21 protein-coding genes and 2 tRNA genes are annotated in these 23573 nt (G+C 66.9%); 6 read left to right on the forward strand and 17 right to left on the reverse strand.

The features are described 5' to 3' along the window. Positions 1-213: 213 nt before the first annotated feature. Positions 214-288, reverse strand: a tRNA-Val gene (locus RZA67_RS10510). Between the two features lie 117 nt (positions 289-405). Next, positions 406-2442 (reverse strand): excinuclease ABC subunit UvrB, encoded by a 2037-nt coding sequence (uvrB, locus tag RZA67_RS10515; protein WP_317212695.1) that lies wholly within the window; start codon positions 2440-2442, stop codon positions 406-408. Positions 2443-2571: 129 nt separating this feature from the next. Here uvrB and RZA67_RS10520 point away from each other — a divergent pair, with 129 nt between their 5' ends. Next, entirely contained in the window at positions 2572-3099 is a 528-nt protein-coding gene (locus tag RZA67_RS10520) for a GspH/FimT family protein (RefSeq protein WP_317212696.1), read from the forward strand. 63 nt (positions 3100-3162) lie between these two features. On the opposite strand, the gene RZA67_RS10525 is transcribed toward RZA67_RS10520, so the two are convergent. From RZA67_RS10525 to grxD, 11 genes are all read right to left on the reverse strand, one after another. Beyond that, positions 3163-3239: transfer RNA gene (locus tag RZA67_RS10525), tRNA-Asn, on the reverse strand. A 67-nt stretch (positions 3240-3306) separates the two neighbouring features. Beyond that, the gene (locus RZA67_RS10530; protein WP_317212697.1) at positions 3307-3735 is read right to left on the reverse strand and encodes a type IV pilin protein; all 429 of its coding nucleotides are present in this window, start codon (positions 3733-3735) and stop codon (positions 3307-3309) included. A gap of 35 nt (positions 3736-3770) precedes the next feature. Next, on the reverse strand, positions 3771-7601 hold the full coding sequence (locus tag RZA67_RS10535) for a PilC/PilY family type IV pilus protein (RefSeq protein WP_317212698.1): 3831 nt from the start codon (positions 7599-7601) through the stop codon (positions 3771-3773). Between the two features lie 13 nt (positions 7602-7614). Further along, positions 7615-8136, reverse strand: coding sequence for a PilX N-terminal domain-containing pilus assembly protein (locus tag RZA67_RS10540; protein ID WP_317212699.1), 522 nt, complete (start codon positions 8134-8136; stop codon positions 7615-7617). 1 nt (position 8137) lies between these two features. Next, on the reverse strand, positions 8138-9304 hold the full coding sequence (locus RZA67_RS10545; protein ID WP_317212700.1) for a PilW family protein: 1167 nt from the start codon (positions 9302-9304) through the stop codon (positions 8138-8140). Further along, the gene (pilV, locus tag RZA67_RS10550; RefSeq protein ID WP_317212701.1) at positions 9301-9762 is read right to left on the reverse strand and encodes a type IV pilus modification protein PilV; all 462 of its coding nucleotides are present in this window, start codon (positions 9760-9762) and stop codon (positions 9301-9303) included. The genes RZA67_RS10545 and pilV overlap by 4 nt, the downstream gene beginning before the upstream one ends. Continuing rightward, on the reverse strand, positions 9759-10274 hold the full coding sequence (locus tag RZA67_RS10555; protein ID WP_317212702.1) for a GspH/FimT family pseudopilin: 516 nt from the start codon (positions 10272-10274) through the stop codon (positions 9759-9761). The genes pilV and RZA67_RS10555 overlap by 4 nt, the downstream gene beginning before the upstream one ends. A 145-nt stretch (positions 10275-10419) precedes the next feature. Beyond that, on the reverse strand, positions 10420-11808 hold the full coding sequence (ppnN, locus tag RZA67_RS10560; RefSeq protein WP_317212703.1) for a nucleotide 5'-monophosphate nucleosidase PpnN: 1389 nt from the start codon (positions 11806-11808) through the stop codon (positions 10420-10422). A gap of 382 nt (positions 11809-12190) precedes the next feature. Beyond that, the gene (locus RZA67_RS10565) at positions 12191-15433 is read right to left on the reverse strand and encodes a TonB-dependent receptor (protein WP_317212704.1); all 3243 of its coding nucleotides are present in this window, start codon (positions 15431-15433) and stop codon (positions 12191-12193) included. A 250-nt stretch (positions 15434-15683) separates the two neighbouring features. Further along, positions 15684-16439 (reverse strand): SDR family NAD(P)-dependent oxidoreductase, encoded by a 756-nt coding sequence (locus RZA67_RS10570; RefSeq protein ID WP_317212705.1) that lies wholly within the window; start codon positions 16437-16439, stop codon positions 15684-15686. Beyond that, entirely contained in the window at positions 16436-16756 is a 321-nt protein-coding gene (grxD, locus tag RZA67_RS10575; RefSeq protein ID WP_317212706.1) for a Grx4 family monothiol glutaredoxin, read from the reverse strand. The genes RZA67_RS10570 and grxD overlap by 4 nt, the downstream gene beginning before the upstream one ends. A gap of 121 nt (positions 16757-16877) precedes the next feature. Here grxD and RZA67_RS10580 point away from each other — a divergent pair, with 121 nt between their 5' ends. After that, a complete protein-coding gene (locus RZA67_RS10580; RefSeq protein WP_317212707.1) occupies positions 16878-17474 on the forward strand; it encodes a superoxide dismutase in 597 nt (198 codons plus the stop codon). Positions 17475-18002: 528 nt separating this feature from the next. On the opposite strand, the gene RZA67_RS10585 is transcribed toward RZA67_RS10580, so the two are convergent. Both RZA67_RS10585 and purE read right to left on the reverse strand, forming a co-directional pair. After that, a complete protein-coding gene (locus RZA67_RS10585) occupies positions 18003-19151 on the reverse strand; it encodes a 5-(carboxyamino)imidazole ribonucleotide synthase (RefSeq protein ID WP_317212708.1) in 1149 nt (382 codons plus the stop codon). After that, complete coding sequence (gene purE, locus RZA67_RS10590; protein ID WP_317212709.1) at positions 19148-19651, reverse strand: 5-(carboxyamino)imidazole ribonucleotide mutase; 504 nt, start codon at positions 19649-19651, stop codon at positions 19148-19150. The genes RZA67_RS10585 and purE overlap by 4 nt, the downstream gene beginning before the upstream one ends. Positions 19652-19712: 61 nt before the next feature. Between purE and RZA67_RS10595 the strand changes: the two genes are divergently transcribed. The 4 genes from RZA67_RS10595 (at position 19713) to RZA67_RS10610 (ending at position 22286) form a co-directional block, all read left to right on the forward strand. Further along, positions 19713-19982, forward strand: a complete 270-nt coding sequence (locus RZA67_RS10595) for a Trm112 family protein (RefSeq protein ID WP_317212710.1) — start codon at positions 19713-19715, stop codon at positions 19980-19982. Then, the gene (gene nadC / locus RZA67_RS10600) at positions 19979-20845 is read left to right on the forward strand and encodes a carboxylating nicotinate-nucleotide diphosphorylase (RefSeq protein WP_317212711.1); all 867 of its coding nucleotides are present in this window, start codon (positions 19979-19981) and stop codon (positions 20843-20845) included. The genes RZA67_RS10595 and nadC overlap by 4 nt, the downstream gene beginning before the upstream one ends. 107 nt (positions 20846-20952) lie before the next feature. Further along, entirely contained in the window at positions 20953-21882 is a 930-nt protein-coding gene (locus RZA67_RS10605; protein WP_317212712.1) for a DUF2272 domain-containing protein, read from the forward strand. A gap of 53 nt (positions 21883-21935) precedes the next feature. Continuing rightward, positions 21936-22286 (forward strand): DUF3301 domain-containing protein, encoded by a 351-nt coding sequence (locus tag RZA67_RS10610; protein WP_317212713.1) that lies wholly within the window; start codon positions 21936-21938, stop codon positions 22284-22286. A gap of 48 nt (positions 22287-22334) precedes the next feature. On the opposite strand, the gene RZA67_RS10615 is transcribed toward RZA67_RS10610, so the two are convergent. Together RZA67_RS10615 and RZA67_RS10620 are read right to left on the reverse strand one after the other, a co-directional pair. Further along, positions 22335-22781, reverse strand: a complete 447-nt coding sequence (locus tag RZA67_RS10615) for a ClpXP protease specificity-enhancing factor (RefSeq protein WP_317212714.1) — start codon at positions 22779-22781, stop codon at positions 22335-22337. 91 nt (positions 22782-22872) lie between these two features. Then, positions 22873-23508, reverse strand: a complete 636-nt coding sequence (locus tag RZA67_RS10620; RefSeq protein WP_317212715.1) for a glutathione S-transferase N-terminal domain-containing protein — start codon at positions 23506-23508, stop codon at positions 22873-22875. Between the last annotated feature and the right edge of the window lie 65 nt (positions 23509-23573).

Below are 23573 nucleotides of genomic sequence, written 5' to 3' on the forward strand. Positions count from 1 at the left end.
GACCGTTGGTCGTCACGCTTCCAGAGCAACGGCGTGACGACCAACGGTCGTCACCTACCGGGAGCAGTCGCGGTCTGTTGATGGCAGATCGCGTGCGCCGAACGTTCGAGCGTACTGTTCTCGTGTTGGCAGGCAGCCACCGAGGCAGGTGGTCGGCCAACAAAAAAGCCAGCGCGATGGCTGGCTTTTTTCTGATTCCACTTCGATCTGAAGTGGTGGGCGGTACAGGGTTCGAACCTGTGACCCCTACCATGTCAAGGTAGTGCTCTACCGCTGAGCTAACCGCCCGTGTGTTGCCCTGCATCGCTGCGTTTGCGTCGGTGCAGGCCGCGTATATTACGGAGGTGATCTGGTTTGTGCAACACCTTTGTGAACATTTTTCACAATTCTTTCCAGGTGCCCTGCTCAGACCAGAGTGGCCTCCTTCAGCACCCGTATCTGGTCGCGCACACGCGCTGCATCCTCGAACTCCAGATCCTTGGCGTGCTGATACATCTGCTGCTCCAGCGCCTTGAGCCGCGCGGCCAGCTGCGCCGGGCTGAGCTTGGCGTAATCGGCGCTCTCCTCGGCAACGGCGGCACCCCGGCCGGCCTTGCCCTTGCCTTTGCCCTTGCGGGCCTCCTTCTCGGCCGCGTCCGAGCGCGCCCCTTCCAGCACATCGGTGATCGGACGTGCCACCGAGCGCGGCACGATGCCGTGCTCTTCGTTGTACTCCACCTGCTTGCTGCGTCGACGGTCGGTCTCATCGATCGCCGCCTGCATCGAGCGCGTGACCTTGTCGGCGTAAAGAATGGCCTTGCCGCGCACGTTGCGCGCCGCGCGGCCGATGGTCTGGATCAGCGAACCGGTCGAGCGCAGGAACCCTTCCTTGTCCGCATCGAGAATCGCGACCAGCGAGACCTCGGGCATGTCCAGGCCTTCGCGCAGCAGGTTGATGCCCACCAGCACGTCGAACTTGCCCAGGCGCAGGTCGCGGATGATCTCCACCCGCTCCACCGTGTCCACGTCCGAGTGCAGGTAGCGCACGCGGATGCCATGCTCGGTCAGGTATTCGGTGAGGTTCTCGGCCATGCGCTTGGTCAGCGTGGTCACCAGCACGCGATCGCCGAGCTTGATGCGCTCGTTGATCTCGCTCATCACGTCATCGACCTGGGTGCCGACCGGTCTGATCTCCACCACCGGGTCGATCAGACCGGTCGGGCGCACCACCAGCTCGGTGACCTCATCGCCGGTTTCGCGCAGCTCATACGGCCCCGGCGTGGCCGAGACATAGATGCTGCGCGGGCAGCGCGCTTCCCATTCCTCAAAGCGCAGCGGCCGGTTGTCCAGCGCCGAGGGCAGGCGGAAGCCGAACTCGACCAGGGTTTCCTTGCGCGAGCGGTCCCCCTTGAACATCGCACCGATCTGCGGGATGGTCACGTGCGATTCGTCGATGACCAGCAGGGCGTCGGCCGGCAGATAGTCGAACAGCGTCGGCGGCGGCTCGCCCGGACCCTTGCCGGTCAGGTGGCGCGAGTAGTTCTCGATGCCGTTGCAGAACCCGACCTCGGCCATCATCTCGATGTCGAACTGGGTGCGCTGGGCCAGACGCTGCGCCTCGACCAGCTTGTTCTGCGCGTACAGCTGCTCCAACCGCTCCTTGAGCTCTACCTTGATGCTCTCCACCGCGGCCAGCACGCGCTCGCGCGTGGTGGCGTAGTGCGTCTTGGGGTAGACGGTGAAGCGCATCAGGTTGCGCAGCGTCTCGCCGGTGAGCGGGTCGAACAGGGTGATCTTCTCCACTTCGCCATCAAACAGCTCGATGCGCAGCGCCTCGCTGTCCGATTCGGCCGGGAACACGTCCACCACCTCGCCGCGCACACGGAAGGTGCCGCGCGCCAGCTCGTACTCGTTGCGCGTGTACTGCAGCGAGGTCAGGTGGTTGATCAGGTCACGCTGGTCGATGCGCTCGCCCTTGGAGAGGATCAGCCGCATCGACAGATAGTCTTCCGGCGCACCCAGACCATAGATCGCCGACACGGTGGCCACCACGATGGCGTCGGGGCGGGACAACAGGGTCTTGGTCGCCGCCAGCCGCATCTGCTCGATGTGTTCGTTGATCGAACTGTCCTTCTCGATGAAGGTGTCCGACGAAGGCACATACGCTTCGGGCTGGTAGTAGTCGTAATAGCTGACGAAGTACTCCACCGCGTTGTGCGGGAAGAACGACTTGAACTCGCCGTAGAGCTGCGCAGCCAACGTCTTGTTGGGCGCCATGATCAGCGTCGGCTTCTGTACCTGCTGGATCACGTTGGCGATCGTGTAGGTCTTGCCCGAGCCGGTCACGCCCAGCAGGGTCTGCTTGGCGATGCCGGCCTCGAAGTTGGCCACCAGCTGCTCGATGGCCTGCGGCTGGTCACCAGCCGGCGAATACGGTGAGACGAGTTGGAGACGATCGCTCATGGGACTGCCAGGACGGGGATGGGAAATTATACCGGCAGCCCAGGTGAGGGCCGCCTGAGGGCCTGACCCACAACGCAACGCCCTGCCGCCCGAGGGCGCAGCGCCTGCAGCCGGGGCACGCTGGCTGCCATGCACACGATGGCGCGCGGCCCGTGCGGGGCGACCCTGCTGCAGCTCCTGCTGGGGGTCGCGCTGCTGACCTGTCTGTATACCTTGGCGATGCCGCCGCTGCAGGCGCTGTGGCACGCCCTGCAGGCCGAACAGCTGCGGCTGCAGCTGCACGCCGGCTTTGCCCGCGCGCGAATCAGCGCGCTGAGCCAGCGTCGGACATTGGCCGTGTGCGCGAGCGCCGATGGGCAGCGCTGTGGCAACGACTGGAGCGCAGGCTGGATGATCTACCCCGCCCCGTCGTCGCGGGCTCCACCTGACGGCCGTGTGGACGAGGTGATCTTCCATCATCGGCATGCGAAGGTGCATGGTCTGCGGGCTGCCGTCGCGCCCACCCGGCCGCGCCTGCTGTTCCATGCCGACGGACGCAGCGGCAACAGCAACCAGACCGTGGTGATCTGCCTGCATGGCCAGCGGCATGGGCAGGTCGTGGTCAACGTCGGCGGGCGTGTCCGCAGCCAGCGTGCACGTGGGCGGCAACCGTGCTGAGCCATGCGGCGCACGATGCCAGAAAAAACAAAAGCCGCGATTTCTCGCGGCTTCTGCAGTATCTGGCGCCCGAAGTTGGACTCGAACCAACGACCCCCTGATTAACAGTCAAGTGCTCTAACCGGCTGAGCTATTCGGGCGGGGAGGCGCATTGTAATCACGTAAAACGAGGAGCGCAACACCTTTGGCCAAATGCGTCATCGCGCCTCACCAGCACTCGGACAGCGTGCCTTCGGCGGTCTTGACGTTGGCCTGGTTCACCGACAGGTTCCCGCACGGGTCCTTGGCCTGCGCGGCAGACGCGGTGGCAGTGAAGGTGAACGCGGACTGGGAGGTTTCCATGCCGATCGTATACGCGGCCGTTCCCCCCTCGCGCGGCGAATCCACGCTCTCACCACCGCCCGGAAAACGAAAACCCTCATAGGTGTTGTTGACCGTGTGGAACCGCTCGGCCAGCTGCGCGTACTCGACCAGATCGGCCTTGACCTGCGCGCGCTTGGACTTGCGCACGTGGTCGGCATAGCTCGGGTAGGCCACCGTGGCGAGAATGGCGACGATGGCCACCACCACCATGACTTCGACCAGGGTGAAGCCGCGGGCAAGGCGCTGCGGCAGGGATGACGTACGGGCATGCATGGCACCGGCTCCGGCAAGGGGGTGAACAACAGGACTCATTGGATCTGCCGCCAGGACTGGCGCCCGCAGGGATACGGCACGTACATCGGCTCGGCGCCGGGCACCCCGATATTCATCAGACAGGCATGTTCCGGCGGCTCGGGCGGGTTGGTGTCCTCCTCGTCCTCGTCTGGCTCGGCCGGCTTCTCGCGCGGCACGATCGAGGCGGTGACATCACGCACCGGCGCATTGCCACCGGTGCTCAGCGCCACGGCCGCCGTCCCGGCCCCGGGCTTGCTGCCGGTCGGCGAGCCCAGCCGCACCTGGCCCAGCGCAGGCGCGCCACTGCTGGCCATCAGGCCGAACAGCCAGTTGGAGCCATCCACCGAGCAGCCCACCGCCTGGTCCGGCACATACGTCGGCATGAACACGACGCCGGCCACGACCGACGGATTGCCGACCATGCGCTCCTTGGCCGGCAGCACGACGTTCCAGCCGCGTCCGTCGCTGGGCATCGTGCCCATCTCCAGACTGCGCGTGCCCTCGCCCTCGGTCACGGTGATCTCGCGCAGGTTGGCTGCGGTCAGCGTTGCCGGCGGTTGCCCATTGTCGATGTCATTGACCCCGTACAGGCCCTGCACGCTCTCGTCGCGGCCATCTTCCTGGTAGGCGAAGCTGCCGGTGCCAAACAGCAGCATCACGCCAGCAGAGGCACCGGTGGTCGCGACCAGCCCGCCCATGATCGGCTGACGGTAGGTCTGGTTGTCGGTATGCACGTGGGTGCGCGTGGTGAACAGCGGGCGGGTCGGTGCCGCGTCGCTGCGCAGGTCGAACTTCCAGATCGCGCCCTTCTGGTCGGCGGCATAGACCGTGTCGGCGTAGCCATCACGGCCGCGACGGTCACCCGACCAGCGGTCGACCACCACGATGTTGCCCAGCCCGTTGCTGCCTGCCGGCAGGTCCTGACCCTGCTCTTCGGCGATGCGCACACTGATCGTCGGCGGCCGGCCGGCCACCATGTCCACCACGTACAGCGCGGCCTTGCCGCTGCGGCTTTCGTAGCCGTTGCCGAAGATCGCCTTGAAGTGCGTGCTGCCATCACTGCCGCGTACCGGCACGATCACCGGCTTGCCGAGCACGTGCCCCAGGTTGTCGCGCACGGTGCTGCTCAGCTGCGTGTCGAAATCGTTGAGCTCCCACAGCAGGCTGTTTTCATCAAAGCCGGACGGGTTGCTGACATCCAGTGCGAACACGCTGCGGCCACCGGCGCCAGTGGTGCCGACCAACGCGGTCGACCACGCGGTGCCGTTGTGGATATCACCCACGGTGACCGGCCCGTCCACGTAATAGCGGTGGTCGAAACGCTGGTTGTTGCCCGCCTCGGCCTTGTACGGCAGCAGCAGGTTGCCCATGTGGCCGAGCGAGGTGGCTGGCACGTAGGCGAACTTTTCCTTGCCGCCTTCGTCGTCCTGCCGCCCATCAGCGCCCATGCCGCCATCGAACGCGTGCAGCATCCCGTCGTTGGCACCGGCGTACACCATGTAACGGGCATCGTTGCGCTTGCTGGTCAGCCAGGTCGCATAGCTGGTGCCCAGGTCGCCCGGCAGGCGGCGGTAGCCGTAGTCGTCGGTCGGCGAGCTCAACGCCGGGGTGGAGTTGATGATGTCGCCCAGACGCGTGGTGCGGTCACGCAGGGCACCGCCGTTGCGCACTTCGCGCGAGGTCTCGCCCAGCAGGTAGGCCACCGCGTTGTCCGCGTTTGCCGCCAGCGTGGTGATCTCGGCCGTGCTGCACAGGGCCATGCCGCGATACAGGCCCTCGGGCTTGCTGCACAGGTCAGCCAGGGCGACGTTGCTGCTGTTGAAGCGCAGCAGGGCGCCGTCGCGCCAGAACCAGACCTTGCGGTCGGCCGCGGCCGGCAGTTCTTCCGAGGCTTCCCATACGCGCGTATTGCTGATGCCGCGGTTGTCGCCCACGGCCAGCGAATAGGCGGTGAGGCGGCTGTACCAGTCGGTGCCATTGTTGGTGGCCTCGTAGAACGGCTCCACCGCCAGTGAACCGGCACCAATGCGCGCGCCGGTCAACGATCGCGTTCCCGACGGCGTAGCGCCCTGCGATACATTGCTGATGATGCGGCGCATGGCCAAGGTGATCTGCGAAGGCCGGGTGGCGTTGATCATCTCACCCTTGGTGGCCAGCACCGCGCCCCACAGTTCGTCGACCGCGGCCGGCTTGAGGTCCAGCTCACTGTTCCACGCCGTCGGCAGGCCCAGGTTGCCCAGACCCACGGTGTAGGGGTTGGGCTCGATGATCCACGGCTCGTCATCCTTGGGCTTGTAGACCACACCGAACCGGTTGCCCAGCGTGCCCAGCGTGACCCCGTAGAAGTTCATGTGCAGCTTGCGGTTGCAGTCCAGCGATGGATCCGGACTGGGCCCGCTGCACTCGGCCGGCACCGGCACCCCGTTGGTTTCCATGCTCTGGACCAGCGAGTTGTCGTAAAACGGCTTGGCCAGCGCGCTCATCAGCGTCTTGTTGTCGGTTTCGTTGGTATAGCCGTCGGTGAACAGCATGCCGGCGTTCTTCTGGCACGACTGCAGGATCGGCGGGTTCGGATCGGTGGCGGATTTCTCGCGCTGGAACAACGAGCCCATGTAGGAGACCGCCGAGCGGCTCGGCGTGGAACCGCTGGCGCGCATGTCACGGATGATGTTGTCCAGCAGCGTGACCTTCTCGGTCTCGTTGCTCATGTCATACATCTTCACGCTGGAGGTATTGCCCGGCCGGCCGTTGATGCGGAACCAGCCCACGCGCAGATTGCTGGCGTCCTGCAGCGCATTGGTGGCCGCACCGATCACCGCCTCGCGTCGCACCCGGTAGAAGCTGAACCAGTTGGCGAAGTTCTGCATCGCCGCGGTGTACTGCTCGGTGGAGCTGAAATTGTCCGGGCGGATTTCATATTTGTAGATCGTGCCGGGGCGCCCGCCCACATTCGGCGAGGTGCCGGTGGTCACCGCCACCGGGGTGGCGCGGTAGCCGAAGCTGTCCGGCAGCGAGGACGGCTCGGTGAGGAAGAAGGTGGCCGGGTAATAGCGGATCGCCGCCTCGCAGGCCGCCGTCAACGTGATCGCACTGGACACCCGCCGCCAGCCGCTGCGCGCTCCGCTGCCGTCGGTATTGGCGCTGGTCATGCCGCAGCGCGGCGCCGGCGCCTGGTTGGTGCCGGCATTGCGCAGGTCCTCCATCATGGTGCCTGCCGGGATGACCATGCCGCTGCGCAGCTGGTAGCGCCAGCCGTTCTCGATGCGCCAGCTGTCCTCGGTGAGGTTGACGGTGTAGTTCTTGAAGCCAGGCGTTCCGCTTGGGCGCGGATCGACCGGCGCGGCGGCCGGGTTGATGGTCTTGAACACGGCGCGGGTCGGATCGGTGTACCCGGTCTTCCAGGCCGGATAGATATCGCGCGGGTCAAAGTAGGCGCCGTTGATGTCCGGCGAACGGGCGAACCCGAACACGTCGAACGGCGGGATCGCCGACTCGCCGCTGCGGGTGTAGTTCGGCGTCAGGTAATGGTAGTTCTGGCCGCTGCCTTCGCCGAAGCCGTAGGGCGTACCGCCGCTGTTGTAGAAGCCGATGCGGCGGTTGCCACTGGTGCTCTCCACCCAGCGGTACACACCGTCGCGGGTGTTGTTGAGTACCTCCCAGATCATCGAGCCGGAGTCATCCAGCGCCATGATGAAGGCCGGCGGCGTCGGCGTCTGGATGTTCAACGGGACCTGCGACAAGGTGCCCTGCCCCTGCCGCGCCAGCAGGCTCCAGGTCAGCCAGCTGCCGCCGATGAGAACTCCCATCGCCGCAGCGGCAATCACGAACGAGCGGCGCATGGCCATGACGGAGCGTCCTTCAGAGCTTGAAGATGGTGTCGACCACCACCGAGGAGGAGTTGGCATCGGCATCGTCGGTGGCGTAGCCGGTGATCTGGTAGATGAAGATCGGCGATGCTTCGCCGACCGGTGCGCCCATCGCCATCGACGACTCTCCCATCACGCAGCTGTCGATCTGCCGCACGTTGACCGCCGCTGTGGCGTTGCCGAGCTGGTCTTCGGCCCACAGCGCCGGATCGTAGCCGTCGTCGCAGATCGGCGAGATGTCACCGTCCTGCAGCAGGCTGGAAGCATCGACCGACTCGCCGTTGGCGATGGCTTCGGCCGAGCGCTCGGCGGCGCGGACTACGCCTTCGGCGTTCTGGAAGGCGCGATTGGCGGCGCGGTAGTTGGACGCCATCTTTTCCTGCATGCCGGCCACCTGCATGCCAGCGATGCCGAGCAACGCCATCAGGATCAGCATGATCAATGCCACATACAGCACGGCGCCGCGCTGGGTGCGGTAGAAAGCGGAAGAACGGCGGCGGGCCAGGCGGTTCATGTCAGTTCCCGAACAGGCGGTTGCGCAGGGCAACGGTGACTTCATACGCGCTGCGCAGCCGGCCATCGTTGCCGTCTCCCGGTTCGACAGCCACGCCCAGCACCGAGACCGGATTCACCCCAGCGCCCGCCGAGGCCGGCGACGGACTGCTGGCCAGCAGGCCCAGCTTGACCTGCCCCACCCGCAGCCATTGACCGGCGCCGGTGCTGCCGGTGTCGGTGGTGACATCACTTGCAGTGGCCAGCGTGGTGATGTTGCCCGCCGGCGCCTGGTCCACGCCGATGGCGGTGGTGGTGTCCAGCCCGAACAGCAGCTGCAGGCTCTCGATGCCTTCAACCAGCTCCTCGTTGACCGAGTACTCACCGGCGCCATTGGCGCGCGCACGACGCAGCCCGGGCAGACCGGTGGTAGCGTTGCGCCCCACGTAGTACACCATCGACTCGCCACGGTAGAGCATGGTCTGGCCCACCGGCTGGGCGGTGTAGCGCCCCAGGTCGACGCCGGCGGCGGTGACCGCGTTGGACGCCAGGCTGCCACGGAAGATATCGGCATGTCCGCAGTCGGCCACGCCGAACAGCGTGGGTTCACCGACGCCCCCGGCGGTCAGCCGGGCGACCCGATCGGCGTCCATGTCCAGCTGCGAGTCACCGCCATCGACGGTGATGTTCTCCACCGGCACACCCTCGGCCGCCAGGTACCGCAGCACCAGCACGTCACTGCCACCGGCCGGGGCAGGACTCAACCCGGCCAATGCGGCGGGCAGGCTGCCGGGCGCCGCCCAGGTCTCGCCCATCGTCAGCGTATCGCCCGGGGCGGTGTCGGGCGCCTCGTAGCCCTGGATGGCCACGCGGAAATCCAGCGGTGCGCCGCTGCCCTCGTCGGCCCCGAGGTGAACCTGCGGATCGCCCTCGCCACGGACCACGTGGGCCTGGTCGTTGATGCAGCCCATATGCCCGGCCATGCGGATGTCGCGCTCCAGGAAGTCCAGCGCGAAGCGTGCGTTCTCCTGCACGCGCGCCGCCCCCTCGGACAGCCGCGAGGCGGCCTGGGACGCGGTGAACACCTGGATCACGCCCAGCATCAACACCAGCCCGATAACCATCGCGATCATCATCTCGACCAGCGACAGGCCGGCCATCCGTGCCGGGCGTGACATCGTGCGGCTCATAGTTCGGTCGCCAGGGCAAAGGTGGTGGTCTGGTCCGGGTCATCCGGGTCCCAGCGCTGGTCGCCCCAGGTGATGGCGACGTTGACCACGCCGCCGTCGTAGCTCACGGTGGCACCAGCGCTTTCGCCCATCGCCTTGACCACCTGGCACTGCCAGTTTTCGATGCGGGTGTTGATGGTGATCTCACCCACGTCAGGCTCGCAGATCTCGCTGGCATCGAGGCTGCCCGGATCGAAACTGGCCGCCTCGTACCACGCCGCCTGGTAGCGGTTACTGCGCATCTGCTCGGTCAGGTCGTAAGCCAGATTGGTGGCCTGGGTGCGGTAGTTGGCGCTCTGCACGAAGCGGACGTTCATGGTCTGCAGCAGTGCAAAACCGAGCAGGCCGAAACCGAGCACCACGACTGCGATCAGCACCTCCAGCAGACTGAAGCCGGCCTGGCGGGCGCGCACGTTCATTCGCAGGTCTCCCGCGCACTGCGCAGCTGGCCGGTGGCATTGAGGGTCAGCGCACGCTGCTGCTCGGCGCCGGCTTCGCACTGCGTCGGCCGCATGCGCATCACCTGGTCGGCACCGGCACGGCGGCGGCCGCGGCCGTCGAAGACCATCGGCGCGTCGGGGCCGGCCACCTGCAGCTGTGGATTGCCCGCCGCGTAGCGCAGCACCGTGTCCTCGCCGCCCATCTCACCATCGGCATCGGTGTCGGCAAACGCGAGCAGGCCATTGCCCCAGGCACCGTCGCAGCTCTCGCCGTCGCTGCTGCCGCAGACCCCGCCGCCGCGCCCGCCACGGATGGCCTCGCTGCGCGCCAGGTTGACCAGGGCGATGACCTCGTTGTGTGCCGCAGTAACCCGGTTCGAGCGCAGCGTGCCTTGGAAGCTGGGATAGGCCAGCGCAGCCAGGATCGCCACCACCGAGACGGTGATCATCAGTTCCAGCAGCGTGAATCCCTTGGCCCGGCACGACGACATGAAACGCTCCCCAGCGTGATGCCGTCACGATGCCTGCCGCCGCCGCGCCAGGCAAGGCCCGGGCGGACGAACGGTCAGTCCGGCCCGACGGGCGTTGCGTGCGCCTGCGCGATGCCGGGCGACGCCCGGCACCGGCTGGCGATGGTCAGGCCTGGACCTGGTAGCAGGGCTTGTACTCGCCGGCGATCTTCATCCGGCGCTGCTCCACGAATGCACGCAGCAGCGCGTCCAGCGCCTGCATCATGTCCGCATCCCCGTGGATCTGGAACGGGCCGAACTCCTCGATGCGGCGCATCCCGTCTTCCTTGACGTTGCCGGCCACGATGCCGGAGAACGCGCGGCGCAGGTCGGCGGCCAGCGCATGCGGCGCGCGACCGTGATGCAGGTCCAGCGCCGCCATTGCCTCATGGGTCGGCACGAAGGGCTGCTGGTAGTCCCATGGAATGTCGATGGACCAGTTAAAGAAGAACGAATCCTTCTGCGCCAGCCGGTGCTCGCGCACGCGCTTGATGCCCGAGGCCATCTTCCGCGCGACCGCCACCGGATCGCCGATGACGATCTCGTAGCGCTCGGCAGCCGCATCGCCCAGGGTCAGGCGGATGAAGCGGTCGATCTGCTGGAAGTACGGCGCCGCCACGGTCGGGCCGGTCAGGATCAGCGGGAAAGGCAGATCCTTGTTCTCTTCGCGCAGCAGGATGCCGAGCAGGTAGAGGATCTCCTCGGCCGTGCCGACGCCACCGGCGAACACGATGATGCCGTGCCCGATGCGGACGAAGGCCTCCAGGCGCTTCTCGATGTCCGGCATGATCACCAGATGGTTGACGATCGGGTTCGGCGACTCGGCAGCAATGATGCCCGGCTCGGTCAGGCCGATGTAGCGCGTCGGCGTGCGACGCTGCTTGGCATGGGCGATGGTGGCGCCCTTCATCGGCCCCTTCATCGCACCCGGGCCGCAACCGGTGCAGATGTCCAGCCCGCGCAGGCCCAGCTCGTAGCCGACCTGCTTCGTGTACAGGTACTCGTCGCGGCCGATCGAATGACCGCCCCAGCACACCACCAGGTTGGGATCGCCCGGGTTGAGGATGCGTGCGTTGCGCAGCAGCCCGAACACCGCATTGGTGATGCCGTCGGACGATTCCAGTTCGGCCGCGTAGGCCGGGCCCATCTCGATGGCCATGTAGGCCAGGTCGCGCACGACCGCGAACAGCAGTTCGGCCACGCCGCGGATGATCTCACCGTCGACGAATGCCATCGCCGGCGCGTTGGTCAGGTCGATGCGCACCCCGCGGTCCTGCTGGGCGACCTCGATGTCGAAATCCGGGTACAGATCGCGCGCGGCGCGCGGATCGTCCGACGCACTGCCGCTGGTCAGCACGGCCAGCGCGCAGCGGCGCAGCAGTTCGTGCATGCCGCCGCTGGAGGCGTCACGCAGACGCGCGACCTCGGCCCGCGACAGCACGTCCAGTCCACCGCGCGGGTAGATCCGCGCGTCCTGCACCGGCAGCGCCCGCGCCGCCTTCTCGTTGTTGGTCATATCCACTTCTTGCTTCTCCAAGGTTACCGACTGTAGCGCCGCCCCCTTAAAAAGCAAAACGGCCGGAAATCCCGACCGTTGCAGTGACCTTGATGGCGCCGTCTGGCGCGCCGCAGTGTGCTGCGGCGTGGCGATGCTACGCGGGTGTGCCGCCAACGGCAAGGCCCCTCACGGCAAGGTCCAATAGATCGCTCTGAGGGGAGGCTGTTTGGGCTGCATGTGCAGATGGGCGAGAGCTGCCCCGCGAGCCCACCGCGCCCAGGCGTGCCTTGGCGACGGGCCTGCCAGCCGCGAGGGGCGCTGCGGTTTGCCGCCACCTGCCGGGCACAAAAAAACGGCCGGGTTGCCCCGGCCGTTTCTTCAGACGCTCAGATCACAGGGATCAGAACTTGTAGCGGAAGCCCAGCTGCAGCGACCACTGCGACACACCGGTGTTGCCGTTGCCGTTGCTGCCATTGGCGATGGACGGCGGGTCGACGCGGGCCGGGTCGAAGCCGCTGTACACGTACTTGCCGTCGACCATGCCGGCGGCGGTCAGCACGCGGCGGTTGGCGAAGAAGCCATAGTCTTCGATGTGGCCCCAATCCTTGTTGATCAGGTTGCCGACGTTCATCACGTCCAGCCAGATCTCGGACTTGTGGCCCTTCATGAAGCCCGGCAGCTCCTGGCTGATGCGCAGGTCGAAGCTGTTGACCCACTGCGCGCGACCGGAGTTGCGCGGAGCGGTCTGGCCAGCGTAACGCGCCAGTTCCGGGTTCTTGGCCAGCCATTCGAAGAACGACTTCTCCATCGCCGGGTTGGCGGTGAACACGCCGGTCGCGCTCAGCGTACCGAACAGCACATCGCCCGGGCCCGCCGGCACGTAGAACAGGTCGTTCCCGGCGCGGCCTTCGCCGTTGGCATCGTTGGAGTAGACGTAGCTGAACGGACGACCGTTACGGCCTTCGTAGAAGATGCCGACGCTGGTCTTGTAGTCACCGAAGAACGCGTGGCTCCAGTTCAGGCTGCCGGTCAGACGATTGCGGATCTGGTAACGCGAGGTACCGATGACGTCTTCGTTGGCATCCTTGATGTAGTTGTAGTTCCAGGTCGAACCGGCCGTCGCGCTGGTCATGTCACTGACCATCTTCGAATCGGTGTAGGTGTAGCCCAGGTTCCACGACCAGTCGCTCTCGCTGGAGAACGGCTTGGCCAGCGACACGGTGAACTGGCTGCTGCGACCACCGTCGGTGTTCTCCAGCAGGAACACATTGCCGAAGGCACGGTTGCGGTTGTAGCGGTTGCTGCCCGTGGTCCACGCACGGCCGACCTGCGCCGGGTTGTAGTACATGTCACGGCCGTCCTGACCCTTGAAGGTCGACTCACCGATGTTGATGCTGCGGTAGAACAGGTCGCTCTTGACCTTGGTCACCAGCAGTTCGGCCGACGCGACCAGGCCGTACCACGGCAGTTCGTGGTCGATGGCCAGGTTGGCCTTCCACACCGACGGCTGCTCGAAGTCCTTGCTGACGTAGGTCACGTTGGAGTCGGCCGAGCCGGCCGGCGGACGGGTCTGATCAGCCACGATCGGCTCGTAGGCCCAGTTGCCCGGGTTGATCTGACCGGCGACTTCGCCCTGGTAACGCACGTAGTTCAGACCGGTGGTGCTGAAGGCATTGCCGAACCACACCTGCGGCGAGGAACCGCGGAACAGGCCCACGCCACCGCGGACCTGGGTCGGGCGGTCGGTGTCGAAGGTGTAGTTGAAGCCGAAGCGCGGCTGCACCAGCCACTTGTCCTTGCCGTTGACGTAGCTGTTGTCCAGACCGAAAGCGGTCTCGGCAGCGGCGTTGTAGGCCGGACGGCCGCTGACGCTCGGCTTGTCAGCGCGCACGCCGTAGGTCAGGGTCAGGTTGTTGTTGACGTACCAGGTGTCCTGCACGAACAGACCCAGCTCGCGGTACTTGAACGCCGCGGCGATGGTGTCGTTGCTCAGGCCCGGCTGCGGCAGGTGCTGGACGTAGTTGCTCCAGTTGCCGCTGGCGAAGTTGTCGATGCCGAAGAAGTCGTAGCTGCCGTACAGGTTCTGCACGAACATGTTGTAGACGTCGTTGCTGCTGAAATCAGCACCGAACTTCAGGTCGTGATCGCCCAGCGTCCAGGTACCGGCACCGTAGCCGTTCCAGGTCTTGGTCTGCAGCAGGTTGCCCGGGCTGCTCGGGTCCGGCCCGAACATCACGTAGGCACCGGTCGGCTGGTCGTAGCTGCCACCGAAGTAGATCTTGCTGGTGGCGATCGGCGCACCGCTGAGGATACGGGCCGAGGTGTAGTCGCGGTACGAGGCCTTCAGTTCGGTGGAGAAGTTGTCCGACCAGTCGCTGAAGACCTGGGCGACGTAGTTCTCGATCGTCTTCTGCTGCTGGAAGAACGAAGAGCTCAGGTTGACGATGGTGCCGCTGGTGGTCGGAGTACGGGCCTGGTTCTGCTCGACCTTGCTGTAACGGATGCTGGCACGGTGGTTGTCGCTGATGTTCCAGTCCAGCTTGACCGCGTACTCTTCCAGGTTGGTGCTGCCGTCAACGTCACCCACGCCACCGGTGTCGATGCCGTACTGGCTCTTGGCCAGGTTGGTGATCTGGTTGATCTGGTCCTGGGTGATGGCGCCGGTTCCCAGGCCGCTGTCAGCCACGCTGGCGCCCGGCGACTTCCATTCCTGCTTTTCGTAGTTGGCGAAGAAGAACAGCTTGTCCTTCACCAGCGGGCCGCCGAGGGTCATGCCGTAGGTCTGCTCGCGGTCGAAACCGTCGAACTTGTAGCCGGCCGGGTCCTTGCCGAACCAGTCACCGTCACGGTACGAGCCGTAGACCGAACCGTGGAATTCGTTGGTACCGGACTTGGTCACCGCGTCGATGACCGCACCGGTGGCACCGGCGATGGTCACGTCGTAGCTGGACAGGTCGACGTTGATGGCTTCCAGCGCGTCCATGGCCACCGGCTGGCGGCGGGTCGGCATGCCGTTGTCTTCCAGGCCGAAGGTGTCGCTGATCGACACGCCGTCAACGCGGATGGCGTTGTACTTCGGGTTCTGGCCACCGACCGAGATCTGGCCGTCGGCCTTGTTGTTCTGCGCGATGCGCGGATCCAGACGCACGTAGTCCTGGATGTTGCCACCGGCCGAAGGCAGTGCCTCGATGGTCTGGCGGCTGATGTTGGTGCCGGCGCCCATCTTGGTGGCGCTGAACACTTCCGAGCCACCGGCGACGGCGATGACCTGCACGGCTTCCAGGTTGGTCGCGGCCAGGTCACCAGCCAGCACGGCGTTGACGGTGCCCGACTGGCTCACGCCCAGGTAGACGCCTTCTTCGGTCTTGGTGCCTTCGCCCGGCTTGGTGATGGTGATGGTGTACGGGCCACCCACGCGCAGGCCGCGGGCGTTGTAACGACCGGACGCATCGGTGGTGGCGCGCGAGACCGTGCCCGATTCGACGTGGGTGATGGTCACTTCAGCGCCGGCGACAGGTGCACCGGCGGAGGAGGTCACCTGGCCGCCCACACCCGAAGAGGTGCTCTGGGCAAAGGCGGGAGCGGCAGCAAGCGCGACCGCGAGACCAAGGGTGAGCTTGGACATCCGAAGGGGGTGGATCATCTGGGGTAGCCTCGTTACGAGTTGGCGATGGCGGACAAAAACGAAGCCCAAACAGCCGTGCGGGCAGCTGATCGAGCGTTTAAGTGGGGTTCCCTACCGTGTACGGCACCTGACCGCGACGGTTAACAATAGGTTAACACGGTACGGGGGAATTGTGACGGTAGTGCGACAACGTGGCCCTGATCGCCATCCCGCTGTGACGCAGCCTTCGCTTTACCTCTACCCGGTCGTCACATCCAGCGCTGCGCGGTCAGCGGACGTCGTGTCCGGCACTGGACGCGACCTGCCCCCGCCGGCCGACGCCCGCCGGCGACAGCAGCGCGACCGCCAGCGTCGCGGCCCGTTCAGGTCCGCGCGCGTCAGCATCTTCATCCAGTGACCAGGCCCGCGCGCGCAGAGCCGTGCGCATCGGACCCGGATTCAGGCCATGCACGCGGACCGGGCCGCGTTGCAGCTCGGCATGCAGGCTGCTGATCAGCCCATGCAGCCCATGCTGTGCCAGACCGTAGCCGCCCCAGTAAGCACCACCGACGGTGGCCAGGTCGTCGACACAGAACACCACCGCGGCATCCGGCTGCCGCCGCAGCAGCGGCAGACAGGCCTGCACCAGCAGCGCAGGCGCGGTCAGGGTGACGTGCAGCGTGCGCACCAGCAAAGCCGGCTCGGTCAGCTCGAAGGGGGTCAGTCCAGCAAAGTCGGCTGCGCAGACCAGCACGCCGTCCAGCCGCCCCAGCTCCTGCTCCAGGCGCTGGGCAAGCTCGGCGTAGTCGTCCGGACTGGCGCCGTGCAGGTCGAGCGGGTACAGCAACGGCGGGGCGCCGACGGCGGCTGCCTGATCGTACACACGCTCCAGCCGACGCAGGTGCCGCCCCAGCAGCACCACCGTGGCACCCGCGCGGGCACAGGCCACAGCGGCGGCACTGCCCAGTCCGCCTCCGGCCCCGACCACCAGGATCACCCGCCCCTGCAGCGCAGCTTCGGCTGCGGGCGCCGGTGCCACGCTCATGCCAGCGCGGCTTCTTCGACGATCCGCTTGAGCTCGCCGGCCTCGAACAGCTCCAGCACGATGTCGCAGCCGCCGATCAGCTCACCGTTGATAAACAGCTGAGGGAATGTAGGCAGGTTGGAGAACCGCGGCAGGTTTGCGCGGATCTCCGGTTCTTCGAGCACGTTGACCGTGCGCAGGGTGACCGCACCGGCGGCCATCAGCGCCTGTACCGCACGGCTGGAAAAACCACACATCGGGTACTGCGGGGTGCCCTTCATGAACAGTACCAGAGGGTACCGGTCGACTTCGGCCTGTATTTGCTGCATCACCGCCACAACCATACTCCCTGCAGGGTGGGGACCATGCCGACCGCGACGGTCGGCTAGACTTCCCACGGTAACCGTCATTGTAAGCCGATGGAACCGGCCACCGGCGCCCAACTGCGATCTTCCCTGCATGCCGATAGAACTCCACCCCCTGCCCTTTCCCACCACAGCCCTGCTGCCGCAGCTTTCAGCCCGGCAGATCGAGCTGCACCACGGTGTGCACCAGCGTGCCAGTGTGGAGACGGTCAACCGGCTGATCGCCGGAACCGACTGGGAAGGCAGCGAGGCACAGCCCGCCGACCTGGCCCGGATCGTGCGTGAAAGCCAGGGCGCGCTGTTCGAGGCCGCGTCGCAGGCCTGGAACCAGGCGTTCCAGTGGCGCTGCCTGCGCAGCCGCAGCGGTGGCGCCGAGCCGCTGGGCGCACTGGGTGAGCGCATCCGTCGCCAGTTCGGCGACGTGACCCAGCTGGGCCATGCGTTCTGCGAGGCCGGGCGCGCGCTGTTCGGCTCCGGCTGGGTCTGGCTGGTCGCCCTGCCCGATGGTCGCCTGGCGGTCCAGGTCACGCGCAATGCCGGCACCCCACTGACCGGCGACGCGGTCCCGCTGCTGGCCTGCAGCGTGTGGGAGCACGCGTATTATCTGGACTACCAGAACGAGCGCGGCCGCTATCTGGAAGCGTTCTGGCAGCGGGTGAACTGGGAGTTCGTCGAGAACCAGCTGCCGTAAGGCGCGCCGGAAAGCCCGGCACGCGCGGCGATGCGCAACGGCGACAGCGTGACGACCCACGGTCGTCACCTACCGGGGCGCGCGGCGTTCGTAGCGCCGGGCTCTGCCCGGCGAGCGCGGGCGGTGCACAACGGCAACAGCGTGACGACCAACGGTCGTCACCTACCGGAGCGCGCGGCGTTCGTAGCGCCGGGCTCTGCCCGGCGAGCGCGCAGCGCGGTCGTTCGCGCGAGCGCGGGCGGTGCACTACGGCAACAGCGTGACGACCCACGGTCGTCACCTACCGGGGCCCGCGGCGTTCGTAGCGCCGGGCTCTGCCCGGCGAGCGCGCAGCGCGGTCGTTCGCGCGAGCGCGGGCGGTGCGCAACGGCGACAGCGTGACGACCCACGGTCGTCACCTACCGGGGCCCGCGGCGTTCGTAGCGCCGGGCTCTGCCCGGCGAGCGCGCAGCGCGGCCAGGCTGTGCGGTCTGGTCGAAAAGCAGCCGACCGTGGGGTCGGCTCTACAACACCCGCGCGACGTTGGCGTCAGCTGTGACGAAGTACGTGTACGGCCGGAGCAACCTGTGCCTCGCGGTCCAGCGCCAGCCCGACCTGCTCCAGCGCGTCGGCCAGTGCGGCCGCTTCGTCGTCGCGCAGCGTGGCGTGGCCGACCTTGCGCCCGTCGCGGGGCTGCTTGCCATAGTCATGCCAGTGCCCGCCGGCCTGTCCGAGCACCGGCGTCGGATCGGGCATCTGGCCCAGCCAGTTCAGCATGCAGGCATGGCCAAGCATGCGCGTGCTGCCCAGCGGCAATCCCAGCACCGCACGCAGATGGTTCTCGAACTGCGAGGTTTCGCTGCCTTCGATCGTCCAGTGACCCGAGTTGTGCACACGCGGGGCCATCTCATTGGCCAGCAGCTCGCCGTCACGGCAGAACAGCTCCAATGCGAAGACACCAACGTACTGAAGATGCTCGGCCACGCGCCGCGCGTAGCCGACTGCAGCTTCGTGTTCGGCTGCGGTCAGCACCGCCGGCGCCACACTGGCCGAGAGCACGCCGTCGACGTGCCAGTTGCCGGTCACCGGCCAAGCCTGGAAGCTGCCATCACGGCCGCGCACGGCAACGACGCTGACCTCGCGCTGGAAGGCGACGAAGCCTTCGAGAATCAATCCAGTGCGCTCGACCTGGTCGCCCAGCGCTGCCCATGCCGCGTCGATGTCGGCCTCGCTGCGCAGGCGGAACTGGCCCTTGCCGTCGTAACCCAGCCGGCGCGTTTTCAGGATGCAGGGCAAACCGAAGGCGGCCACGGAAGCGGCCAGTTCGTCACGGCTGCGGATGTCGGCAAACGGCGGCAGTGGAATGCCAAGGTGCTGGAACAGGGTCTTCTCGCTGAGCCGGTCCTGCGCCACGGCCAGAGCCGACGGTGGCGGGTAGACCGGGACCTGGCCGGCCAGCCACTGCGCACTGTCCGCCGGCACGTTCTCGAAGTCGAACGTCACCACGTCGACCCTGGCAGCAAACGCTGCCAGCGCGTGGCGGTCGTCGAACCCGGCCACGGTCAGCGGCGCCAGCGATGCGCCGCAGGCATCGGCCGCCGGGTCGAACAGTTCAAAGCGCAGGCCCAGCGGTGCACCCGCCAGAACCATCATGCGGGCGAGCTGGCCGCCGCCCAGAATGCCGACAGTCAGGCTCATCGGCGCGGGTCGTCCTGCGCCATCACATCGGCTGTCTGTCGCGCGCGGAATGCGTCCAGCGCCGCACTGATGGCCGCCTGCTCCGGTGCCAGCATCGCTGCGGCAAACAGCGCCGCATTGGATGCGCCCGCGTTGCCGATGGCGAAGGTCGCCACCGGAATGCCGGCTGGCATCTGCACGATCGACAGCAGCGAGTCCATGCCGTTGAGGGCCTTGGATTGTACCGGCACACCCAGCACCGGGACTGCGGTCTTGGCGGCCAGCATGCCCGGCAGGTGCGCGGCGCCACCGGCGCCGGCGATGATCGCGCGCAGACCGCGCGGACCAGCCTGTTCGGCGTACTGGAACAGCACGTCCGGGGTGCGATGCGCCGAAACCACCTTCACTTCAAACGGAACACCCAGTGCTTCAAGCTTCTGGGCGGCGTGCTGCATGGTCTCCCAGTCGGAGCGGGAGCCCATGACGATGCCGACGAGCGGCGCGGATTGGTTGGGGGTCATTGGCCGTCACCTGCCTTAAAGACGTATTCTAGCCCTCTTCCACGCAAGACGAAGCCCCCCCATGGACCGCAAGCTGCTTGACCTGCTGGTATCGCCGGACACCCGCCAGCCCCTTTCGCTGCTGGACAGCAAGGGAATCGAAGCCCTCAACCGCGCCATCGCCGCTGGCACCGTCAACAAGGCCGATGGCAACCCGCTGGCCCAGCCACTGCGCCAGGCGCTGGTCAGCCGTGACCGCAGGCAGATCTTCCGCGTGGACGATGGCATCCCGGTGCTGCTGGCCGAAGAGGCCATCGCCACCGATCAGATCGCCGACTTCCCGGCCGCATGACCCTTTCGCGCAGCACCTTGTCGATGCCGGACCCGGACCAGGTCGCGGCCGACGTCGCCCACGCCCTGGCCGAGGACCTCGGCAGCGGTGATGTGACCGCAGCGCTGTTGCCCGATCAGGCTGACAGCGCTTACCTGCTGTGCAAGCAGGATGCGGTGATCGCCGGACGACCGTGGTTTGACGCCAGCCATCGTGCGCTCGACCCCGATGTGGTCATCGACTGGAACGTCGAAGAGGGCCAGACGGTGAGCGCCGGCACCGTGCTGGCCCTGCTGCACGGACGCAGCCGAAGCCTGGTCAGCGCCGAGCGGACCTCGCTGAACTTTCTGCAGACACTCTCGGCCACGGCCACCACCACCGCCCGCCATGTCGCGGCCGTGGCCGGCACCGGCACGCGCATCCTCGACACACGCAAGACGTTGCCCGGTCTACGGCTGGCGCAGAAGTACGCGGTGCGCTGCGGCGGCGGCCACAATCACCGCGTCGGTCTCTACGACACGGTGATGCTGAAGGAAAACCACATCCGCGCCGCAGGCTCGCTGGCCGCTGCCGTGCACGCCGCGCGTGCGCAATGGCCGCAGCTGCCGCTGGTGGTGGAGGTCGAAGACCTCGATCAACTGGAGCAGGCACTGCAGGCGGGCTGCGAACGCATTCTGCTGGACGACTTCCCGGCCGACCTACGCCGCCAGGCCGTGGCGATCACCGCCGGACGCATTCCGCTGGAGGTCTCCGGCAGCGTGGGGCTCGATGGCCTGCGGGCCATCGCCGAGGATGGCGTGGACTGCATCTCCATCGGCGGGCTGACCAAGCACGTGCAGGCGATCGATCTCTCGCTGAAGCTCGGACCGCCGCCTGCGCGCTGAGCCGACGCGGCAGCACACGGCGGTGCACCCTGCCCTGCGCCCCCGCACCTTCACGGCGCAGCGACGCTGCCGTCTGCAACGCTGGCAGCTCCCCTACGGAGCTGCCCATGCGCTGGTTGTCACTTCCCCTGCTTGTCCTGGGCGTCGGCGCCGCTGCCGAGGCCGTGGCGGTCGAAGCCTGTGATGTGCCACCCCGCTATGGTCTGGCACCGCTTGCCGTTGCCGTGCGCGATGCCGCCTGCAACGAGCACCGCTTGTGGTTTCGACCGTTCATTGACCGCGAAGGACGCGCTGCCAGCCTGGCCGTGACCGAAGCGGAAACCGAGCATCTTGCCGACAACGGGCTTGTCGCCTGGCAGCGCGTGGCCGGCTACTGGCGCGAGAGCGGCACACTCAACGCACTGGGCGCCCTGCCCGGCGCGAGCAGCTGCGCGGTGTCGGCAGGCAACCGCTACACCGACAGTGACTGCCGTGCGTTTCTGGTCGACAACCCCTGGTCTGCCGCCTTCATCTCCTGGGTGATGCAGCGGGCCGGCGTCACCGGCTTTACCGCCTCGCCGCGGCATATCGACTACATCCGCGCGGCCTGGCAGGGCGGCGCCAGTCCCTATCGGCTGGCCGACCCGGCCAGCGAGAAGCCCGCCCCCGGTGACCTGCTCTGTTTCCTGCGCGATCGGCGCGAGGTACTGAGCCACGCGGGTCTGTTGCAGGCGCTGGCCGGCGGCACGGCGGGCCACTGGAAGTCGCACTGCGAAGTGGTGGTCTCGGCCAATCTGGGCGGCGACCAGACGCTGTATCTGGTGGGCGGCAATGTGATGAACACCGTGGCCATGCGGCTGCTGCCACTGGACCGCAACGGTCGCATCGAGCTGCCGCCGCCGCGCGAACGTTTCAACACGGGGGTGGAGCTGTCGTGCAGCCCCGGGCGCGAAGAGGAATGCAGCTTCAACCGGCAGGACTGGGCTGCGCTGCTCAAGCTCACCGCCGCACCCGCCGCCACGGCCACCGCAACCCAGCTGCCGCCGCGCCAGCCTTGATACAGCGCGCGGCAGCGCCCATGCTGGGGTAACCACACCAGCGCCTGCACGCCATGCCCACCCTGATTCTGCTGATGATCGCCGGCGCCTGCGCCTACGCCTTCTGGAACGCATCGCGCGCGGCCGCCGAGCGCGCCGGCCAGCTCGGGCGCAACGCGTGCCGGGCCGCTGATGTGCAATGGCTGGACCAGAGCGTGCACGCGATCGGTCTGCGCCTGGCACGCGGCGACGATGGCCGGCTCGGCTTCGAGCGGACCTTCAAGTTCGAGTATTCCTACGATGGCATCGACCGCCATGTGGGCCGCATGGTGCTGCGCGGCGACACGCTGGTGTCCTTTGCGGGGCCGGGCGCTGCACGGATCAGCGCGATACGCCCGGAAACCGGCGATGCGGAGGACGTGTAACCGCTTGCCCGCTCCCGGCGCGATGCGCGCCGGAGGTGTCCTTCGACGTTATTTGACCACGCGCAGATGCGGGCGGCCCTGCTTTGGCGGCGTATCGTCCGGCGGCGTCGGCGCTGCATCTTCGTCGGATTGCAGATCGTCCTCGGGCGCATCCTCGGCGGCAACGATGTCGTCCGGCAGCGCCATGCCCTGGCCGTTTTCGCGCGCATACACGGCCAGTACCGCGCTGACCGGCACGTGCACCGGGTAGCTCACGCCCGAAAAGCGCGCCGAGAACGTAACCGCCTCGTGATCGATCGACAGGCGGACCACCGCACGCTCGGCGATGTTCAGCACCACGCGCCCGTCCTTGATCGAGGCCGGTGGCACCTGCACGCCTGCCACACCCGCATCCACCAGGATGTGCGGGGTCAGCCCGTTGTCGTTGATCCATTCCACCAGCGCCCGCAGCAGATAGGGGCGGTGGCTGCTCATCCGGAAGTGTTCGTCAGTCATGCAGCAAGTGTACGCGCACAGCGGTGCCGTGGGGATGGCACCGCCGCCGCGCAGTCGGCTGGCAGCAGGCAAAGCCGAGGGCCGGCACCTGCTAGACCGGCAGGTCGTTGAGCCGCTTTTCCTGTTCGGTGAGGCTGCGTGCAAAGCCGGGATGGCGGAACATGCGATTGCCGTAATCCTCGATGGCCTTTCCGTCCTTGGGCAGCGCGACATCCAGCGACTTGAGCCGCCACACGATCGGCGCCATCGCGCAGTCGGCCAGGGTCATCTCGGCATTGAGGAAGAACTTGCTTGCCTTGAACAGCGGCACCGACGCGGTGAGCAGCTCCCGAAGCCGCTTGCGTGCGGACTCGGCCTGGGTCTTGTTGCCGAGCTGGATGGCCTGCACCTGCGGCACCCAGTCATGTTCGATACGCAGCATCGCCAGGCGGATGCGCGCGCGGGAAAGCGGATCGACCGGCATCAGCGGCGGATGCGGATAGCGCTCATCGAGATACTCGCTGACCACCGAGGCGGCATACAGCACCAGCTCACGCTCGACCAGCGTCGGCACCGAATGATAAGGGTTCAGGTCGATCAGATCTTCCGGCGGGTTCTGCGGATCCACCGGCACGTAGTCATAGGTGACGCCCTTGGCCGCAAGGACCAGGCGCACGCGATGACAGAGCACGTCGTCGTTCGAGGAAAACAGCGTCAGGGTATTACGCATGCGTACGCTCGCCGCCATCAAAGGCTCTCCAACGGCAGGAGTCCGCCTGCCGTATCGGCGCCGTCGGCCCATTACCGACAGTC

This window comes from Stenotrophomonas sp. C3(2023), from assembly GCF_032911385.1.
Classification (GTDB): Bacteria; Pseudomonadota; Gammaproteobacteria; order Xanthomonadales; family Xanthomonadaceae; genus Stenotrophomonas.

What these genes read in the sequence shown, in the direction of transcription:
- uvrB (WP_317212695.1), bottom strand. Translation starts at nt 2,442, where the DNA reads ATGAGCGATCGTCTCCAACTCGTCTCACCGTATTCGCCGGCTGGTGAC.
- RZA67_RS10520 (WP_317212696.1), top strand. Translation starts at nt 2,572, where the DNA reads ATGCACACGATGGCGCGCGGCCCGTGCGGGGCGACCCTGCTGCAGCTC.
- RZA67_RS10530 (WP_317212697.1), bottom strand. Translation starts at nt 3,735, where the DNA reads ATGCATGCCCGTACGTCATCCCTGCCGCAGCGCCTTGCCCGCGGCTTC.
- RZA67_RS10535 (WP_317212698.1), bottom strand. Translation starts at nt 7,601, where the DNA reads ATGGCCATGCGCCGCTCGTTCGTGATTGCCGCTGCGGCGATGGGAGTT.
- RZA67_RS10540 (WP_317212699.1), bottom strand. Translation starts at nt 8,136, where the DNA reads ATGAACCGCCTGGCCCGCCGCCGTTCTTCCGCTTTCTACCGCACCCAG.
- RZA67_RS10545 (WP_317212700.1), bottom strand. Translation starts at nt 9,304, where the DNA reads ATGAGCCGCACGATGTCACGCCCGGCACGGATGGCCGGCCTGTCGCTG.
- pilV (WP_317212701.1), bottom strand. Translation starts at nt 9,762, where the DNA reads ATGAACGTGCGCGCCCGCCAGGCCGGCTTCAGTCTGCTGGAGGTGCTG.
- RZA67_RS10555 (WP_317212702.1), bottom strand. Translation starts at nt 10,274, where the DNA reads ATGTCGTCGTGCCGGGCCAAGGGATTCACGCTGCTGGAACTGATGATC.
- ppnN (WP_317212703.1), bottom strand. Translation starts at nt 11,808, where the DNA reads ATGACCAACAACGAGAAGGCGGCGCGGGCGCTGCCGGTGCAGGACGCG.
- RZA67_RS10565 (WP_317212704.1), bottom strand. Translation starts at nt 15,433, where the DNA reads ATGATCCACCCCCTTCGGATGTCCAAGCTCACCCTTGGTCTCGCGGTC.
- RZA67_RS10570 (WP_317212705.1), bottom strand. Translation starts at nt 16,439, where the DNA reads ATGAGCGTGGCACCGGCGCCCGCAGCCGAAGCTGCGCTGCAGGGGCGG.
- RZA67_RS10580 (WP_317212707.1), top strand. Translation starts at nt 16,878, where the DNA reads ATGCCGATAGAACTCCACCCCCTGCCCTTTCCCACCACAGCCCTGCTG.
- RZA67_RS10585 (WP_317212708.1), bottom strand. Translation starts at nt 19,151, where the DNA reads ATGAGCCTGACTGTCGGCATTCTGGGCGGCGGCCAGCTCGCCCGCATG.
- purE (WP_317212709.1), bottom strand. Translation starts at nt 19,651, where the DNA reads ATGACCCCCAACCAATCCGCGCCGCTCGTCGGCATCGTCATGGGCTCC.
- RZA67_RS10595 (WP_317212710.1), top strand. Translation starts at nt 19,713, where the DNA reads ATGGACCGCAAGCTGCTTGACCTGCTGGTATCGCCGGACACCCGCCAG.
- nadC (WP_317212711.1), top strand. Translation starts at nt 19,979, where the DNA reads ATGACCCTTTCGCGCAGCACCTTGTCGATGCCGGACCCGGACCAGGTC.
- RZA67_RS10605 (WP_317212712.1), top strand. Translation starts at nt 20,953, where the DNA reads ATGCGCTGGTTGTCACTTCCCCTGCTTGTCCTGGGCGTCGGCGCCGCT.
- RZA67_RS10610 (WP_317212713.1), top strand. Translation starts at nt 21,936, where the DNA reads ATGCCCACCCTGATTCTGCTGATGATCGCCGGCGCCTGCGCCTACGCC.
- RZA67_RS10615 (WP_317212714.1), bottom strand. Translation starts at nt 22,781, where the DNA reads ATGACTGACGAACACTTCCGGATGAGCAGCCACCGCCCCTATCTGCTG.
- RZA67_RS10620 (WP_317212715.1), bottom strand. Translation starts at nt 23,508, where the DNA reads ATGGCGGCGAGCGTACGCATGCGTAATACCCTGACGCTGTTTTCCTCG.